This is a genomic window from Pseudoalteromonas sp. BSi20439 (assembly GCF_000241165.1).
In the GTDB taxonomy this organism is placed as follows: Bacteria; Pseudomonadota; Gammaproteobacteria; order Enterobacterales; family Alteromonadaceae; genus Pseudoalteromonas.
Genome location: NZ_BADW01000044.1, coordinates 1 through 15,695, shown reverse-complemented (window position 1 = coordinate 15,695; position 15,695 = coordinate 1). Strand labels below are relative to the sequence as shown.

Annotated in this window: 15 protein-coding genes, 1 tRNA gene and 1 pseudogene; 7 read left to right on the top strand and 10 right to left on the bottom strand. The window is 40.6% G+C overall.

The annotated features are described in order from the left end of the window. Positions 1 to 190: 190 nt before the first annotated feature. Positions 191 to 598 carry a phosphate ABC transporter substrate-binding protein gene (locus tag P20439_RS03920; protein ID WP_008464783.1) on the top strand — a complete coding sequence of 136 codons (408 nt, stop codon included), beginning with the start codon at positions 191 to 193 and terminating at the stop codon, positions 596 to 598. Between the two features lie 106 nt (positions 599 to 704). On the opposite strand, the gene P20439_RS03915 is transcribed toward P20439_RS03920, so the two are convergent. From P20439_RS03915 to rlmE, 8 genes are all read right to left on the bottom strand, one after another. Beyond that, positions 705 to 2,330 (bottom strand): methyl-accepting chemotaxis protein, encoded by a 1,626-nt coding sequence (locus tag P20439_RS03915; protein WP_008464782.1) that lies wholly within the window; start codon positions 2,328 to 2,330, stop codon positions 705 to 707. A gap of 250 nt (positions 2,331 to 2,580) precedes the next feature. Continuing rightward, positions 2,581 to 2,665 (bottom strand) — tRNA-Leu (locus P20439_RS03910). Positions 2,666 to 2,742: 77 nt separating this feature from the next. Then, a complete protein-coding gene (gene secG, locus P20439_RS03905) occupies positions 2,743 to 3,096 on the bottom strand; it encodes a preprotein translocase subunit SecG (RefSeq protein WP_008464781.1) in 354 nt (117 codons plus the stop codon). Between the two features lies 1 nt (position 3,097). Continuing rightward, entirely contained in the window at positions 3,098 to 3,847 is a 750-nt protein-coding gene (gene tpiA, locus P20439_RS03900) for a triose-phosphate isomerase (RefSeq protein WP_008464780.1), read from the bottom strand. 72 nt (positions 3,848 to 3,919) lie between these two features. Continuing rightward, the gene (gene glmM / locus P20439_RS03895; RefSeq protein WP_008464779.1) at positions 3,920 to 5,269 is read right to left on the bottom strand and encodes a phosphoglucosamine mutase; all 1,350 of its coding nucleotides are present in this window, start codon (positions 5,267 to 5,269) and stop codon (positions 3,920 to 3,922) included. Continuing rightward, a complete protein-coding gene (gene folP, locus P20439_RS03890; protein WP_008464778.1) occupies positions 5,270 to 6,115 on the bottom strand; it encodes a dihydropteroate synthase in 846 nt (281 codons plus the stop codon). Between the two features lie 105 nt (positions 6,116 to 6,220). Further along, positions 6,221 to 8,179 (bottom strand): ATP-dependent zinc metalloprotease FtsH, encoded by a 1,959-nt coding sequence (gene ftsH, locus P20439_RS03885; RefSeq protein WP_036932859.1) that lies wholly within the window; start codon positions 8,177 to 8,179, stop codon positions 6,221 to 6,223. A gap of 66 nt (positions 8,180 to 8,245) precedes the next feature. Beyond that, on the bottom strand, positions 8,246 to 8,875 hold the full coding sequence (gene rlmE / locus P20439_RS03880) for a 23S rRNA (uridine(2552)-2'-O)-methyltransferase RlmE (RefSeq protein WP_008112689.1): 630 nt from the start codon (positions 8,873 to 8,875) through the stop codon (positions 8,246 to 8,248). A gap of 88 nt (positions 8,876 to 8,963) precedes the next feature. On the opposite strand from rlmE, the gene yhbY reads away from it, so the two are divergent. Next, on the top strand, positions 8,964 to 9,260 hold the full coding sequence (yhbY, locus tag P20439_RS03875) for a ribosome assembly RNA-binding protein YhbY (protein ID WP_008464776.1): 297 nt from the start codon (positions 8,964 to 8,966) through the stop codon (positions 9,258 to 9,260). A gap of 55 nt (positions 9,261 to 9,315) precedes the next feature. Here yhbY and P20439_RS03870 read toward each other — a convergent pair whose 3' ends face one another. Continuing rightward, on the bottom strand, positions 9,316 to 9,807 hold the full coding sequence (locus P20439_RS03870; RefSeq protein WP_008464775.1) for a histidine phosphatase family protein: 492 nt from the start codon (positions 9,805 to 9,807) through the stop codon (positions 9,316 to 9,318). Beyond that, positions 9,807 to 10,909 (bottom strand): annotated as a pseudogene (locus P20439_RS03865) (serine hydrolase domain-containing protein). The gene P20439_RS03870 and the pseudogene P20439_RS03865 overlap by 1 nt, the downstream one beginning before the upstream one ends. A 163-nt stretch (positions 10,910 to 11,072) precedes the next feature. Here P20439_RS03865 and P20439_RS03860 point away from each other — a divergent pair. The 5 genes from P20439_RS03860 (at position 11,073) to P20439_RS03840 (ending at position 15,657) form a co-directional block, all read left to right on the top strand. Next, the gene (locus P20439_RS03860; protein ID WP_008464772.1) at positions 11,073 to 11,882 is read left to right on the top strand and encodes a hypothetical protein; all 810 of its coding nucleotides are present in this window, start codon (positions 11,073 to 11,075) and stop codon (positions 11,880 to 11,882) included. 406 nt (positions 11,883 to 12,288) lie between these two features. Continuing rightward, on the top strand, positions 12,289 to 13,146 hold the full coding sequence (locus tag P20439_RS03855) for a MipA/OmpV family protein (RefSeq protein ID WP_008464770.1): 858 nt from the start codon (positions 12,289 to 12,291) through the stop codon (positions 13,144 to 13,146). Next, positions 13,136 to 13,522, top strand: coding sequence for a DUF3019 domain-containing protein (locus P20439_RS03850; RefSeq protein ID WP_008112677.1), 387 nt, complete (start codon positions 13,136 to 13,138; stop codon positions 13,520 to 13,522). Before P20439_RS03855 ends, P20439_RS03850 begins: the two co-directional genes overlap by 11 nt. 63 nt (positions 13,523 to 13,585) lie before the next feature. Then, positions 13,586 to 14,290, top strand: a complete 705-nt coding sequence (locus tag P20439_RS03845; protein ID WP_008464768.1) for a response regulator transcription factor — start codon at positions 13,586 to 13,588, stop codon at positions 14,288 to 14,290. A gap of 77 nt (positions 14,291 to 14,367) precedes the next feature. After that, positions 14,368 to 15,657, top strand: coding sequence for an ATP-binding protein (locus tag P20439_RS03840; RefSeq protein WP_008464766.1), 1,290 nt, complete (start codon positions 14,368 to 14,370; stop codon positions 15,655 to 15,657). The last annotated feature ends 38 nt before the right edge of the window (positions 15,658 to 15,695 follow it).

The window sequence follows — 15,695 nt, the reverse complement described above, 5'->3', positions numbered from 1 at the left end:
AGATGGGCTTAACCAAGTTTTGGAAGGCTCTAAAGCTAAGAGTAATGTATACACCATTGGTGCTCGCTATGACTTCCACCCAATGGCTGCCTTAAAAGTAGACTTTAGCCGCCTAAAAGATGATATCTCAAATACTGAAACTGACGTAGTTGCCGTTGGCGTTGATTTAGTATTTTAATAGGAGCGAATGATGAAGAAATTAATTTTAGCCAGTATGCTAACAATGTGTAGCACAATAGCATTTGCTGAAGTTGCTGTAATTGTAAACCCAGCTAATGCCAATGCAGTGAGCCAAGATGATATTAAAAAAATATACCTTGGCAAGAGCAAATCGTTTGCTGATGGTACCAAAGTAAATCCTGTTAACCAAAATGGCACTGCAGTGGCAGATGAATTTAACGACAAACTTGTTGGTAAGTCAGGCAGTCAGCTAAATGCCTATTGGTCAAAGCTGGTTTTTACTGGTAAAGGCACGCCTCCAGGTAAACTTGATAACGACCAAGCAGTAATTGATTTTGTAGCTGCTAATGCAGATGCTATTGGCTATATCGATAGCGCTAAAGCAAGTGATAAAGTAAAAGTAGTAGGTAAATATTAATCTACTAGGTTAAAAACAAAAGCCCGCAATAAATACTTTATTGCGGGCTTTTTTATATCTATAACATTTACAACCTTCATAAAACGTTAAAGTAGTGTCTTAACGACTACTCAATTTTAAACTTAGCAGTTGCATCTAATAGGTTATCTGAAAGGTAATGTAAGTTTTTAGCCACATCTCTTACTGCTTTAAGTGAGCTCATCGTATCTTCAAATGAAACATGCATATTAGATACGTTATCTACAACCATTGCGGCCACTGAGGTTTGCTCTTCTGTTGCTGCTGCAATCTGCGAGTTCATCCCATTAATTTCTAGTATTTGCTCTGCTATTTTTTCAATCGAGACACCGGTTTGCTCTGCTGCACTGGCATTATCGGTTGCCATGTCTCTTGCAGAGGTCATAGCCGTTACAGATTCATTGGCAGCAACACTTAGGGTACTTAATAGCTCACGAATTTCATTGGTTGACTGTGCTGTGCGTGATGCAAGCTCGCGGACTTCATCAGCAACCACGGCAAAGCCACGACCGTGCTCACCTGCGCGTGCAGCTTCTATTGCAGCATTTAACGCTAACAAGTTTGTTTGCTCGGCAATGGAGGTGATTACATTTAGTATTTGCGATACATTTTTAGTGTCATCGGCTAACTTATTAATGGTGTTGGCCGCTATATTAATTTCATCGCTTAAAGTGCGCGACGCATTAACAGACATTTTTACTTGCGCACGGCTTTGATCTACTTCTTTTTCTGCTGTTTGCACGGCATTAGATGCGCTCGCAGCTGATTGTGAAATATCGCCAACGCTTTGCTTCATTTCTTCCATCGACTGTTTAACAACATCGGCATCGGTGGTTTGTTTAGTGGTTGCTCGCTCAGCTCGCTCCATTCCTTGCACAAGCCGGGTTGAATTTTCCATTAACGGTTCACATACCGCTATTACTTCTAAAACGGTTTCTCTAAGTAGACTAATAAAGGCATTAAAGTTTATAGATACCTGTCCTATTTCATCTTCAGAGTTAACGGCAAGCTTGGTACTTAACGACCCTTTGCCACTTGCTAGAAGACTCAGGTTATTGGCGGCATCACTGGCTGATGAACCAATATTACGCGCAATCCAAATAGCCATAAGTAATAGCAGCACTAATGATACAACCGCAACAAGCAGCATTAAATTAAGCGCATCATCTGAGCGTGCTTTTGTATTAGCAACAAGTTGGAAAAAGCGATCATCTGCTTTTTGCTGCGCGCTTTTAAAGCTAGTTAAAACAGCCTCAAAAAGGCTTGTTTTAAGCTGAGCCTGTTGTTGTATTTTGCTAAAGTCAGCCGTGCCATTAACCATACCATTGGCGATAGTTGAAGATATTTTCTCATAATTAGCCAGCCGCGTTTTTGTGTCGCTATTAATATATGATGCATTAATTGCTTCTATTGCGTCTAGGTTCGTAGTGAGCTGCTGATAAGTTTCACCCGCTTTTGTTACCAAGTCTTGTTCACCAAAGGTTACAGCCTGAGTGTATAATTCATCTAACTTTTCTAAAATACTTACATTAGCCAGGGTTAATTTGGCTACTTTATAAGAAGATTTCTCCATTTCATCAAGTGATATGCGATTTTCGTTCATAGCAAAGTAATTAACCAAAACAATTACTAAGAATGCGATAATCGCTATAGATGTAATTGCATGTATTTTTTTAGTAATGCTGAGGTTTTTAAAAGAGAAACCTGAAGCCATATTAATTTACCCCGTTTAATTATCTATAGTTATTATCGGCTTAAGATTCAAAAATGTTAACTTTATTTTTAACTTTCGACGCTTTTTATACATAAAATTAAATATACAGCAGTATTCTTTTATAAACACTAACAATTGAAATATAGAGTGTTCTCTCCAATGTTCAACATTAATCTAAAAAGAGTTGTTTAATATTTTAAATTTCAGGCACAAAAAAACCAGTAACATTACTGTTACTGGTTTTTGTATTTGGTGCGGATGGGGGGACTTGAACCCCCACGCCCGAAAGCACTACCCCCTCAAGGTAGCGTGTCTACCAATTCCACCACATCCGCATTTTTTAAGCTATTGCTTAGTGTTAAGTCTTAACGCTAACTTGAGGAAAGAAAACAACTTAACAATTTAAACTAAATTAATTTGGTACGTCAGAGCTTTGCTCTTTAGTTGATGTTACAGGAACATCTTCTTCAACTGGGTTAACAGTTTCAACAGCTGGAGCAGCTTCTAAGTTTTCCCACTCATCAGTCTTTTTAATTTGACCGGCAGTTAGGTTACCTAAAACAATACTCAACACAAAAAAGATTGTTGCCAAAGTTGTTGTTGTTTTCGTCATAAAGTTACCGGCTCCTGAAGAACCAAAAACAGTAGACGATGCGCCCGCACCAAATGATGAGCCCATGTCAGCACCTTTACCTTGCTGGATCAAAACCATACCAACAAGCGCTAAAGCTACAACTAAATACACTACTAATAAAATTTCGTACATCTTATACGGTCCCTTTTGCACTATTGCAGATAGCAGTGAATGATTCTGCTTTTAAACTTGCGCCGCCAATTAGCCCGCCGTCTATATCTGTTTGTGCAAATAATAATTCGCTATTTTTTTCATTAACGCTACCACCATATAAGATGGTTAGCCCTTGTGCTAAATCGCTGTCTAGTGAAGCAATTTTGTCACGGATAAATTTGTGAACACTTTGTGCCTGTTCAGGCGATGCAGTCTTACCTGTGCCTATAGCCCAAACGGGCTCATATGCTATCACAGATTCTTTCAGTGCTGCTACACCTAATTTATTAATTACTGCGTCAATCTGCGCAGCAACTACCTGTTCTGTTTGCCCGTTTTCTTGCTCTATTTCGCTCTCTCCAACACATAAAATAGGCGTTAAACCTACTTGTTGTGCGCGAGCAAACTTAGCCGCTACGGTATCGTTACTTTCTTTGTATATGCTGCGTCGTTCTGAATGACCAACCAGTACATACTTTGCCCCTAACTGTTTAATCAGCTGGGCATCTACTTCACCAGTAAAAGCACCGGGTGTATTCTCTGAAACGGTTTGTGTTCCGGTAGTTACACCACTTGCAATCATTGCTGATACCAGTGGAAACGGAGGAAATAACACAATGTTTACTTCAGCAGATTTAACATTGTTAATAGCATCAGACAGTTGTTCAACAAGCTCTAATGAGCCATTCATTTTCCAGTTGCCTGCGACCATCGCCTTGCGTGTTGCCATTTTTCCACTCCACATTAGAAAGCGGGCGAGATATTAACTCGACTCGCCCAAAGTTACAAGAGGTTATTGTTATCAATCAGTTTGTTTGCTCATAGATTCGACAACCGCTGCTATTTTCTGTGCACTGTCGATAACTATTTTTTCTTGCTCTGCTTCAACCATCACCCGTACAACAGGTTCAGTACCAGATTTACGCAGTAATACGCGGCCTTTATCTGCTAAGCTTTGTTCTACTTCAGCCACTGCAGCAAGCACTTCTGGCGCTTGGGTCGGATCGGTACCGGCAGTGTATCGCACGTTAATCATTTTCATTGGGTACTTAGTAAATCCAGCGCCTAAATCTTGAAGTGTACGGTTTTGTGCCACCATAGCAGCAAGTACTTGCAAGCTTGAAATAATGCCATCGCCAGTGCTAATCAAATCTAGATTTAAAACATGACCTGAGCTTTCACCACCTATTTTCCAGCCTTTTTGCTGCAGTAGCTCCATCACATAACGGTCACCCACTTTGCTGCGAGCAAAAGCAATACTTTTAGCTTTTAATGCATTCTCAAGGCCCATATTCGACATTACAGTACCAACAACACCACCACCTAAGTTGTCATCTTGAGCAGCTTGACAGGCAATAATATAAACTAAATCATCACCATCAAATACACGGCCATTATGATCAACCATCATTACACGGTCGCCGTCGCCATCATAGGCAATACCTACATCCGCTTTATGCTCAAGTACTTTTTGCTTTAGTGTATCTACGTGAGTTGCGCCACATTCGTGGTTAATGTTCACCCCATTTGGCTCACACGCATGAGTGATCACCTCAGCACCAAGCTCTCGCATTACTGAAGGCGCTATGTGATACGTTGCACCGTTGGCACAATCTAAGACTATTTTTAATCCCTCAAGTGATAAGCCTTGTGGGAACTGGCTTTTACAAAACTCAATATAACGGCCATCAGCGCTTGATAAGCGTGTTGCTTTACCTAGCTTATCAGAGGCTACACATGTCATTGGTTCGTCAAGCATGGCTTCAATTTGCAGCTCTACAACATCATCTAGCTTTAAGCCTTGGCCATTAAAAAACTTAATACCGTTATCGTAGTAAGGATTATGGGATGCACTGATCACAATACCTGCTTCTGCGCGAAACGTTTGCGCTAAATACGCAACGGCAGGCGTTGGCATAGGACCAAGTAAAATAACATCAATACCGGCTGCAATTAGACCAGACTCTAGTGCGGTTTCAAGCATGTAACCAGAAATACGAGTGTCTTTACCAATAATGACTTTTTTTGTACCGTGTTGCGATAATACACGCCCTGCAGCCCAACCTAACTTCATTGCAAATTCAGGATTAATAGGTCCTTGACCTACTAAACCACGCACACCATCTGTGCCAAAATATTTTCTTTCTTTCATTTAAAGTACTCCTTGTTTGCAGGCTTGATATACGCCAAGCACGTCTGCGGTTTCTTTTACATCATGCACACGAATAATATGCGCACCATTTTGTGCAGCTATTAATGCGCCAGCTAAACTGCCTGCTAATCTATTTTCTGTATCTCTGTTGAGTAAATTACCAATCATTGACTTACGCGATAACCCTGCTAGCAGCGGTAAGCCAAACTGCGCGTAGTCATTAAATTGAGCCAATATTTGATAATTGTGTTTAAGTGTTTTTCCAAAGCCAAAACCAGGGTCTAATATTAACTGGCTTTGCTTTATGCCAGCAGTTTCGCATGCAGCGATTCGCTGGTTAAAAAAGTCATTTATCTCGCTTGCTAAATCATCATAGTGAGGGTCGTTTTGCATACTTCGCGGCTGTCCTTGCATATGCATTAAGCAAACCGCCACATCAGGGTACTGCGCAACGACAGCAAGCGCATCGTCCTCTTGTAAAGCTCTCACATCATTTACTATATCCGCACCGGCTTCAATGGCTTGACGCATGACCTCAGCTTTACTGGTATCGATTGAAATAATGCAATCACTTTGCTCACGAATAGCCTTAATAATCGGAATTACGCGCTGCAGTTCGTCTTCAAGGCTAACATCGGGCGCACCTGGGCGTGTTGATTCACCGCCAATATCTAGAATAGTCGCGCCATCATCAAGTAATTGCATCGCATGATTTAGCGCAGCTGCCGTATTAAAAAACTGGCCACCATCCGAAAATGAATCAGGAGTAACGTTTACTATTCCCATAATAACGGGCTCGCTAAGGTCAAGCGTTCGACCACGCGCAAGGTTAATTTTATTATTCATCGCTTACCTTAATATGTGTTTGTTGAGTGTAATTTGGGTTAATCACAGCAAACTGATACAAAAAAGCCCCGAACTTCGGGGCTTTTGGATACGTTATTTTAACGATTATTCAGCTTTATCATCAAGGTTTGTTTCATCTTTTTTAGACTCATCTTTTTTAGATTCGTCAGTTGGTTTTTGGATTTCATCAACTGCTTTATCTTTAGAAACATCTTCTTTTTCTGGTTTAGCTTCATGACGGTCATGCGCATCACGTGGTTCACGTACTGGCTGACGTGCCATTAAATCATCAATCTGTTTCGCATCGATAGTTTCATACTTCATCAGTGCATCTTTCATTGCGTGTAAAATATCAATATTTTCTTTCAATATTGATTCTGCACGTTGATAGTTGCGGTCTGAGAATAAACGTACTTCTGCATCAATTACTTTGGCTGTTTCATCCGACATGCTCATAGAACGACCACCGCCGCCACCCATATACATTTCGTTTTGATCTTCAGCATAAAGTAATGGACCTAGCTTTTCGCTTAAGCCCCATTGTGTAACCATTTTGCGAGCAATGTCAGTTGCACGTTCGATATCGTTACTTGCACCTGTAGTTACTTTGTCTTCACCATAAATAATGGCTTCTGCAATACGGCCACCATAGAGGCTAGAAATCATAGATTCAAGCAGTTCTTTAGAATGGCTAACACGGTCTTGCTCTGGTAAATACATTGTCACACCAAGCGCACGGCCACGTGGAATAATAGATACTTTATAAACCGGATCGTGCTCAGGCACCATACGACCTACAATGGCATGACCTGCTTCATGGTAAGCCGTCATTTCTTTTTCTTGCTCGCTCATCACCATGGTCTTACGTTCAGCACCCATCATGATTTTATCTTTTGCAGCGTCAAATTCAGCCATACTAACAACACGCTTATTACCACGAGCTGCATAAAGAGCGGCCTCATTCACTAAATTAGCAAGATCAGCCCCTGAGAAACCAGGTGTACCACGTGCAATCACTGCTGCTTCAACGTTATCACCTAAAGGTACTTTACGCATGTGTACTTTTAGGATTTGCTCACGACCACGAATATCTGGCAGACCAACCACAACTTGACGGTCAAAACGACCAGGACGAAGTAATGCTGGGTCTAAAACATCAGGACGGTTAGTCGCAGCAATAACGATAATGCCTTCATTACCTTCAAAGCCATCCATTTCAACTAGCATTTGGTTAAGCGTTTGCTCACGTTCATCGTGACCGCCGCCCATACCTGCGCCACGTTTACGCCCTACCGCATCGATTTCATCAATGAAAATGATACAAGGTGCTGCTTTTTTAGCTTGTTCGAACATGTCACGTACACGTGATGCACCTACACCCACAAACATTTCAACAAAATCAGAACCCGAAATGGTAAAGAACGGTACTTTTGCTTCACCAGCAACCGCCTTAGCAAGCAAGGTTTTACCCGTACCAGGAGGACCAACCATAAGTACACCTTTAGGAATACTACCACCTAATTTTTGGAACTTAGAAGGGTCACGTAAAAAGTCCACCAGCTCGGTTACATCGTCTTTGGCTTCATCACAGCCAGCTACATCAGCAAAAGTCGTTTTGACTTGATCTTCACTCATTAAACGGGCTTTACTTTTACCAAATGACATGGCGCCTTTGCCACCGCCACCTTGCATCTGACGCATGAAGAAAATCCACACACCAATTAGCAGTATCATAGGGAACCAAGAAATGAAAATACTTGCTAAAAACGATTGTTCCTCAGGTTTAACACCTTTGACATTTACATCGCTTTTTAACAAATCATTTAAAATATCTTTATCATAGATCGGCATTATCGTTTGAAAACGCTCGCCACTATTTTTTATGCCAGTAATCGTGCCACTGCCACTTTCAATAGACACTTCTTGTATAGAGCCGCTGCGGGCATCTTTAACAAATTGACTGTAACTTGTTTGACGATCAACTTGATCGCCGCCATTAAAGCTCTGAAATACTGACATAAGCACAACTGCAATAACCAGCCAGAGTATTAGATTTTTCGCCATATCGCTCAAGGGGTTAACCTCTTGTATCCAATTAATTTAAATTCAACTAAACGCCAAGCAACTGTACTACAGTTTGTATCCAGTCGCTACTATATATACTTCCCGAGAACGGGGACGCGAGGCATCCGGTTTACGTATCTTCACTGCTTTAAAACTATTACGTACATCTTGCAAATATTGATCAAAGCCTTCACCTTGGAATACTTTAACAATAAACGCGCCATTTTTCTTTAAAACTTGGTGGCACATATCAAGTGCAAGCTCAACCAAGTACATGCTACCTGCCTGATCAACCGAGTTATTGCCACTCATGTTAGGTGCCATATCAGACAATACCACATCTACATTTTTACCATCAATGCGTTTTAATAGCGCATTAAGTACAGCCTCTTCACGAAAGTCACCTTGTAAAAAGTCAACACCCGCTAATGAATCCATAGGTAAAATATCACACGCAACCACTTGGCCTTTGTCACCTACTTTTTCTGCTAAGTATTGTGACCAACTCCCTGGAGCTGCGCCTAAATCAACCACTGTCATTGCTGGACGCAATAACTTATCTCTGTTTTGGATTTCGTCTAATTTGAAAACAGCTCGAGAGCGCCAGCCTTTTTTTTGCGCTTCTTGAACATATTTATCATCAAAATGTTCTTTAAGCCAACGCTGTGAACTGGCTGACTGTTTTTTATTTGTCATAAATTAACACGCAACTAATTAGTAATATTCTCTAGATGGCGTTAGAATACCCTTAATTCAAGCCATATTCAGCAAAATTTGTAATATCATGACATTATCAAACAAACAAAAGCAGTTTTTAAAAGGTCAGGCACATAGCCTTAAGCCTGTAGTTTTACTAGGTTCTAACGGTTTAACCGAAGGCGTAGTAGTTGAAATCCAAAGCGCATTAGAAATTCACGAATTAATTAAAGTGAAAGTGCCAACTGGCGATCGTGAAACCAAAAAGCTTATTTTTGATGCCATTGTTCGCGAAACAGGGGCTACCAAATTACAAACAATCGGTCATACGATTGTGCTTTACCGTCAAAGCCCTGAGAAAAAAATTCAGTTGCCTCGCGGCTAATAACCCGTTTAAAAATACCTAAAAAACCAGCTTCGGCTGGTTTTTTTGTACATGATTAAAAATCCATTGTTCGCAATTTTGATCTGTAGTTGCCATCCTCAAGCTTATTAAGCAAATAATAGTGCCCGTATTGCTCCTCATCCATATTTTCAATCGCTTGGTTACTTAATAATGAAGCCAGTTGCGGTGTGGTATTACTATGCCCTATAACAACCACAACGCCGTCTTGTGCCAACAACTGATTTTTCAAAGCCGTTAAATCTGCAGCATTATAGGTAATCGTTTTAATATTAAAATACGCGGCTAAAGGCGCTGCAGTACTTAATGTGCGGTTATAATTACTACTGTATAACGTTATGTGTGGATAAATGTTAACCAACGAAACCAAATACTCAGCACGCGCCTGCCCTTGCTCTGTTAAATATGGATTACTGCCTATTTGTTTTTCACTATGGCGAAACAAATAAAGTTGTTCAGGCGCAGAAAAAGCAGGATGGCAAGCGAGTAACAGTAATGCTACCCATGCTGATTTTATCAATGAGCTCATTATTTTTTGCCTCGTTTGTATGCCAATAAACGGTCTATGAATTCAGTGGTAAGCTCATTAATAAGCCCTGTTTCTGCATTTAAAATTAAGCTAAAGCCTACGTTTAAATGCGGAAAAACCACTAAATCACTTCGGTATCCTTGTACCCAACCACTGTGATAGTAAAGCGTTTCATCATTATAGTCATACACACGCCAACCCAGCCCGTAATAGGCTTCATTCATGTGTTCTCGCCACACCCGTCGATAACGTTCTTTTTTAGTGTGCGTGTACGGACGCGTTTGGGTAGCTAATGCGTCTAATGATAATACCGCTGGATATTGCCCTAATTGCGCATTTAACCAGATAGCCATATCTGACGCACTGGCGTTAACCCCTGCCGCGGGTGCAACTTTGTAATAATTCTTTTTTAAACGGGCGCTATACCAACGCTTTTTACCACGCACGTGAGGGTGTGCATAGTTATTATCTTGCACCATGGCATCGTAACCTAAACTAGCATCATTCATTTCTAAAGGGGTAAAAAACGCGTCATTGAGCCATTGGGTATAGGTTTTGTTGGTGCTTTTTAAAATCACGTCGTCAATTAAGCTAAACATCACATTTTGATAACCATAACAATCACCAGGGTCACAAATGGGTTTAACACTCAATAGTTTTTCAACAATGTCGTTATACCCCATTCGGGATTCAATTAAGTTATCGTAAGCATTGGGCACTAACCCACTAGAATGGCTTAAAATATGAAAAACTTTTAAATCATCTTTATAACCAGTTTGCTTAAAGTCAGGTAAATAGTGACTAACAGGCAAATAAAGGTTGAGCCGCTGTTCATTTGCAAGTTTAGCCGCTAACGACCCTGCAAATGTTTTCGATACTGAAGCTAAACGAAACCGAGTGTGCGGATTAATTTTTTGTCCACTGCGTACCTTTGTATGGCCCATAGTATGGATATAGTCACGCGCTTGGGAGTTGACAATAGAAAGCGCTCCTCCTGGGATCTTTTTTATTTTTAGTTTTTTTCTGTATAGCGTCCATAACTTTTAACAAATGCTTCCCAATCAGGATCTGTGCTTGCGCTCGCCTGTAAATGCGTCCCCATAAGGCACACAGCAAAAAAGTAAAAGGGTAAGGTGTTAAAATACTTCATTCTTAGCTAATTTTTCTTTTTTAGTCATAATCGACCGTTATAATATCATGAACTTTTGTTCGGACTAACGTACAATATGTCCGAATAATGGCTTTTGAGTGGATGTAAAATATTTATGCGTTTTTTAGTTGTATCACTTTTTATAATATTAGCGTCAGGTTGTGCTGTCGTTAAACAACCCGCAGAGCCTTTAGCAATGCCTGCAAAGCCTATGCTTAAGAGCCAAACTTATCAGTTAAAGTATGAAACTGAGCATGCTTCACCAAAAGTGAAGTCGGTGCAGTTACCCGCTCACAACGTGAAAAAAAATCAAACCGTTCGAGTAATTGTAGACCGTGCAAGCGTCACAGACACTTTGGTCTCTCAAATAAGCCAAGCCCTAATTGATAAACAACTTAAGGTGACCACAAGCGAGAATAGCGATTACACGTTAGCCATTCATCAGGTTGATCTGGAATTTGTAGATGACGCCAAGTACACCCTAGCGCAACCAGAAAAACCATATTCACTGTTTTCAAAAGTTGCGCAGCAATTTCCCTCGCAACAATGCGCAAATATATTAGCCCAAGTTAGCATGCGACTTACTCACAAAGCATCAGGCGATGTGGTGTGGTTTGCTAAATCATCAATTGACAGTGCAAGCTTTCATCGTGAACCTCTAGTTTATAGCTTCAGCGAAGAAAAGAAGATCACTAATGAGCTGGAAGTTGTTGCATTTATACATAAGCACAACACCGAGCAGGCTCGCCTAAAGCGAGCTGAACTTAATAGTGAAGTAACAGCCCCTGCGTATAAAACCATTACGAAACTGAGTCGTTTAACTAAATTAAATGGGCCATGTACACGCACCGAAATAAGCGCGCTCACTCCCATGATGCAATTTTATCTAAGCAGTATTCTTATTGATAAAATTAAAGTTCAGTAGTTGTTAGGACGACCGCTACATTTTTTTACAGATTTAGCCAAGAGTTTGACAATATACTAGGGTCTGCTGACCTTTCAAGGTTAAATTTGCAGCAGTCTGTTTGGTATTTAAGCAAGGCAGAGCCTATGTGGTGTGGTTATTCCCCATAAATAGGCGATAACGCAGCATCAATGCCAAACAGGCGCTGCCCGAAGGGTTCTGCCTATGGGCGATTTACTCTTTGTTGCCTACATGGATGTAGGTAAGGGGCGTAAGCAGGACGCGGAAGCTTTGCTCGGTTTTTACTTAGCCCACTAGGTTACAAACCTCGCGCCGCGATTAAACCGCCCCTAGTTTGAACAAATATTAATCCGCAAAGGTCAACAGACCCTTGCCTCTTTAGCAAACTCTAATTAAGGTTCCAAGGATGACGCATACTTCACTTAAACAATCTTTTGGTTGTGCAGCCTTATTAGTTGCCGCCATTTTTAGTGCCAAAAGCAACGCTAGTAATCGTTACTATGCCGATAATACCTTAGAGCCCACAACTGGGTTTGCTTGGGATTGGAGTGCTGGTGCGGGTTATTACATTGAAGACTCTTATTTAGTTGGCATGAACTCCTATGATGTTGGCGCAGAGCTAGATTTGAGTCTTGCCGTTTCTTACGACAATTTTTACCTTGATTTTGACCATAATCAGCTCAGCGGTGGACTTGTTTTAGGCTATAGCTTAATTAACAAATATGATTGGGGCCTTGATTTATTAGGTACCAATATTCAAGCGGGGTTTGATGAGCAAGGTTTAGGCTTTTACAACGACGGGGTAATTGATCCACTGCGTGGTATAAAAAAGCGTAACTATGATTTTGACACCGGCCTTCGATTAACACGCCGATTTGAAAATTCACAAATTTCCCTTGAATACTTACATGATATATCTGGTGCTCATAACGGCTGGGTTGCCAATGTGTTTTTCAGCCATATTCAACCTTGGCGCAATTGGGAGTTTCGCTCCGGAATTGGCCTAAGCGCCTACTCTGCTGATTTTACAAACTATTACTTTGGTATTGATAGCGATGAAGCAAACGCAACCCGTCCTATTTATAATACCGACGCCAGTACCAGTATTATGTTTGAATTTCATGCTGAATATCCAATTAATCAAGATTGGGTATTTTTAGCAGGCTGGTTAACTACATGGTTTTCAAAAGAAATTGATGACAGCCCAATTATTTCCCAAGGATATCAACACAAAGCCAAGGTAGGCCTGCGTTATGTACTTTAGATTTTTTTACTGTTTGTTGTTTACATATTCAGGCTCTTTGCTTGCAGTGACAACACAAGCGCCCAGTGAGCTTACTGCCGTACCGGATACCTGTGTCGCCTTACGTGAAGGACGCCATTGTTACGCCGATGTGGTTTTATCATGGCAGCAACCGGAAGTAGGGAATTATTGCTTACGCGACGCGACTTCAAAGTACATTATGCAGTGCTGGCTTAAACAGCGACAAGGTTCGTTTAATTATGCTTTTGACTCAACACAAAGCATTTCATTTGAGCTATTTGATAGTAATACATCACAGGTCATTGCTGTAAGCGAAGTAAAACTACAATGGGTGTATCAAAATAGGCAAAAAAAGCGGCGCTGGCGATTATTTTAAATCAGCAAACTATTAAACACATTTTACTAGCTAAAATATCATTTAGGTATACGAAGAAAGCTTATGGATAATTACGGTACTATTTTACTGGTTGAAGATGATATCTCTCTTGCACAATGGGTGACTGAGTATTTAACTGAGCAAGGTTATATTGTGCATGTGTGTCATCGCGGTGATGAGGTTGTAAGCCAAGTAAAGCATTTAAATCCACAACTTATTTTACTCGACATTATGTTACCCGGACTTGATGGTATTAGTGTATGTCGTGAGTTACGAAGCTTTTATCATGCCCCTATAATTATGCTCACCGCACGAGATGAAGAAATGGATGAGGTCATTGGGCTTGAAGTCGGTGCTACCGATTACATAATAAAACCTGTTCGCCCTCGTGCATTGCTTGCCCGTATTAAGTCGGCTTTACGTTACAGCAACGACATGCCTAACACTGATGCTCAAACGAGTATGATCAATATCGGTCAATTAAGTATTAATACCGAATCTCGTAACGTCACACTCAACCAACAAGATATAAATATTTCAAGCGCAGAGTACTTATTACTGCATTATTTAGCGAGCAACGCTGGGCAAGTAGTATCGCGTGATGCGGTATTTAAAGCAACCAAAGGCAGGGAGTATGATGGCTTAGATAGAAGCGTTGATGTACTTATTTCTGCTTTACGTAAAAAGTTTAATGATGATCCGCAAAAACCAGAAAAAATAAAAACTATTTGGGGCCGTGGTTATTTATTCGTGACTACAGCGTGGTAAGTTTTAATACCAGAGTGCTTATAAATAAACGTCACTTTAATGTACCAAGCCTGCGCTATTAATATGGAATAGCATCAATGAAAAAGTTTTATATTTCACTACTGGGCAGTGCGCTGCTTTCAATTATTGTTTTAGGTTGGCTCATTGATGCATTTAGTCAACAAGCGCATGCGCCACTCGATGAGTTTAGTTTACAAAGCCAAATTATTGTTGGTTTAAGTGAACAACTCACGGCTATAAAACCACAAGCACGCCCTGAGAAGGTAACTCAGTTAGCCAGAGATTTTAATCTAGCTCTTAACTACAAATTAAACCAGTCGCTCGCACTGCCATCAGAGTTATTAGATAAAATGCAAACCCAAGGCGGGTTAATACTCGAGGACGAGCAAGGCTTTTACATGCTCTACACGAATGATGCATTGAGCCCTTATCATTTAACCATGCGTTTAGATAAGCCTTACGAAAGCACACAGCGAAACGACATAATTTTAACACTGCTATTTTATACTGGCTTATGTGTTTTTATGGGCTTTATTATTACCCCTTTAGCAAAACGCCTCACGGTATTAAATGATGCGGCAAAACAGTTCGCATCCGGTAATGTTAAAGCCCGAATTAAGCCCTCTCGCTTTACCTATATAAAAGATGTGGAACTGACTTTTAACCGTATGGCGAGCCAAATTGAAAAGTTAGTTGCTGAAAATAAACTGATGGCCTCAAGCCTATCCCATGACATTAGAACTCCAATAGCCTGCTTACGCTTTGGTGTTGACGCCGCCCTTGATACTCATGACGAGAGTAAAATAAAGCATTATTTAACCCGTATGGAGACCGATTTGGATCATATGGAGTCAATGTTAAAAAGCTATTTAGCGTTTGCTACTTTGGAACAAAATGCCAATAAACTTACCTACTCATCAGCAAATATTAAACATTATCTCAGTGATATTATGTCGCAACTTGAACCTAAAATAGCCGCACGTTCGCTCAAAATCTCTTTAGAGTGCGATGATCATATTATATATGCTGACTTACATTGGCTAGCAAGAGCAATCGCTAACTTAATTAATAATGCCTGCGATTTTGCACATCATCACATTAAAGTAACAGCTTCAGTGCAAGAACACGTTTTAGTTATTAGCATTGCCGATGATGGCCCAGGAATAGCTCAAGAAAATAACCATAAAGTATTTAGCCCGTTCTTTCGTGAACGTAGCCACCGCAATCGCAGTGACAATAGTTACGGACTCGGGTTAGCGATCGTTGCCAAAGTCGCAGATTGGCATCATGGTACTGTAGCAGTAAGCAAAAGCGAGCAACTTGGTGGAGCCTGCTTTACATTAAGTATTGCTCAGCATGAAGGTTAATCAACCAAGCACTATGGCTTCTAACTAACGCAATATAA

Excerpts from the sequence above, each read along its gene's own strand:
- P20439_RS03920 (WP_008464783.1), top strand. The coding sequence starts at position 191 with ATGAAGAAATTAATTTTAGCCAGTATGCTAACAATGTGTAGCACAATA.
- P20439_RS03915 (WP_008464782.1), bottom strand. The coding sequence starts at position 2,330 with ATGGCTTCAGGTTTCTCTTTTAAAAACCTCAGCATTACTAAAAAAATA.
- secG (WP_008464781.1), bottom strand. The coding sequence starts at position 3,096 with ATGTACGAAATTTTATTAGTAGTGTATTTAGTTGTAGCTTTAGCGCTT.
- tpiA (WP_008464780.1), bottom strand. The coding sequence starts at position 3,847 with ATGGCAACACGCAAGGCGATGGTCGCAGGCAACTGGAAAATGAATGGC.
- glmM (WP_008464779.1), bottom strand. The coding sequence starts at position 5,269 with ATGAAAGAAAGAAAATATTTTGGCACAGATGGTGTGCGTGGTTTAGTA.
- folP (WP_008464778.1), bottom strand. The coding sequence starts at position 6,115 with ATGAATAATAAAATTAACCTTGCGCGTGGTCGAACGCTTGACCTTAGC.
- ftsH (WP_036932859.1), bottom strand. The coding sequence starts at position 8,179 with ATGGCGAAAAATCTAATACTCTGGCTGGTTATTGCAGTTGTGCTTATG.
- rlmE (WP_008112689.1), bottom strand. The coding sequence starts at position 8,875 with ATGACAAATAAAAAACAGTCAGCCAGTTCACAGCGTTGGCTTAAAGAA.
- yhbY (WP_008464776.1), top strand. The coding sequence starts at position 8,964 with ATGACATTATCAAACAAACAAAAGCAGTTTTTAAAAGGTCAGGCACAT.
- P20439_RS03870 (WP_008464775.1), bottom strand. The coding sequence starts at position 9,807 with ATGAGCTCATTGATAAAATCAGCATGGGTAGCATTACTGTTACTCGCT.
- P20439_RS03860 (WP_008464772.1), top strand. The coding sequence starts at position 11,073 with ATGCGTTTTTTAGTTGTATCACTTTTTATAATATTAGCGTCAGGTTGT.
- P20439_RS03855 (WP_008464770.1), top strand. The coding sequence starts at position 12,289 with ATGACGCATACTTCACTTAAACAATCTTTTGGTTGTGCAGCCTTATTA.
- P20439_RS03850 (WP_008112677.1), top strand. The coding sequence starts at position 13,136 with ATGTACTTTAGATTTTTTTACTGTTTGTTGTTTACATATTCAGGCTCT.
- P20439_RS03845 (WP_008464768.1), top strand. The coding sequence starts at position 13,586 with ATGGATAATTACGGTACTATTTTACTGGTTGAAGATGATATCTCTCTT.
- P20439_RS03840 (WP_008464766.1), top strand. The coding sequence starts at position 14,368 with ATGAAAAAGTTTTATATTTCACTACTGGGCAGTGCGCTGCTTTCAATT.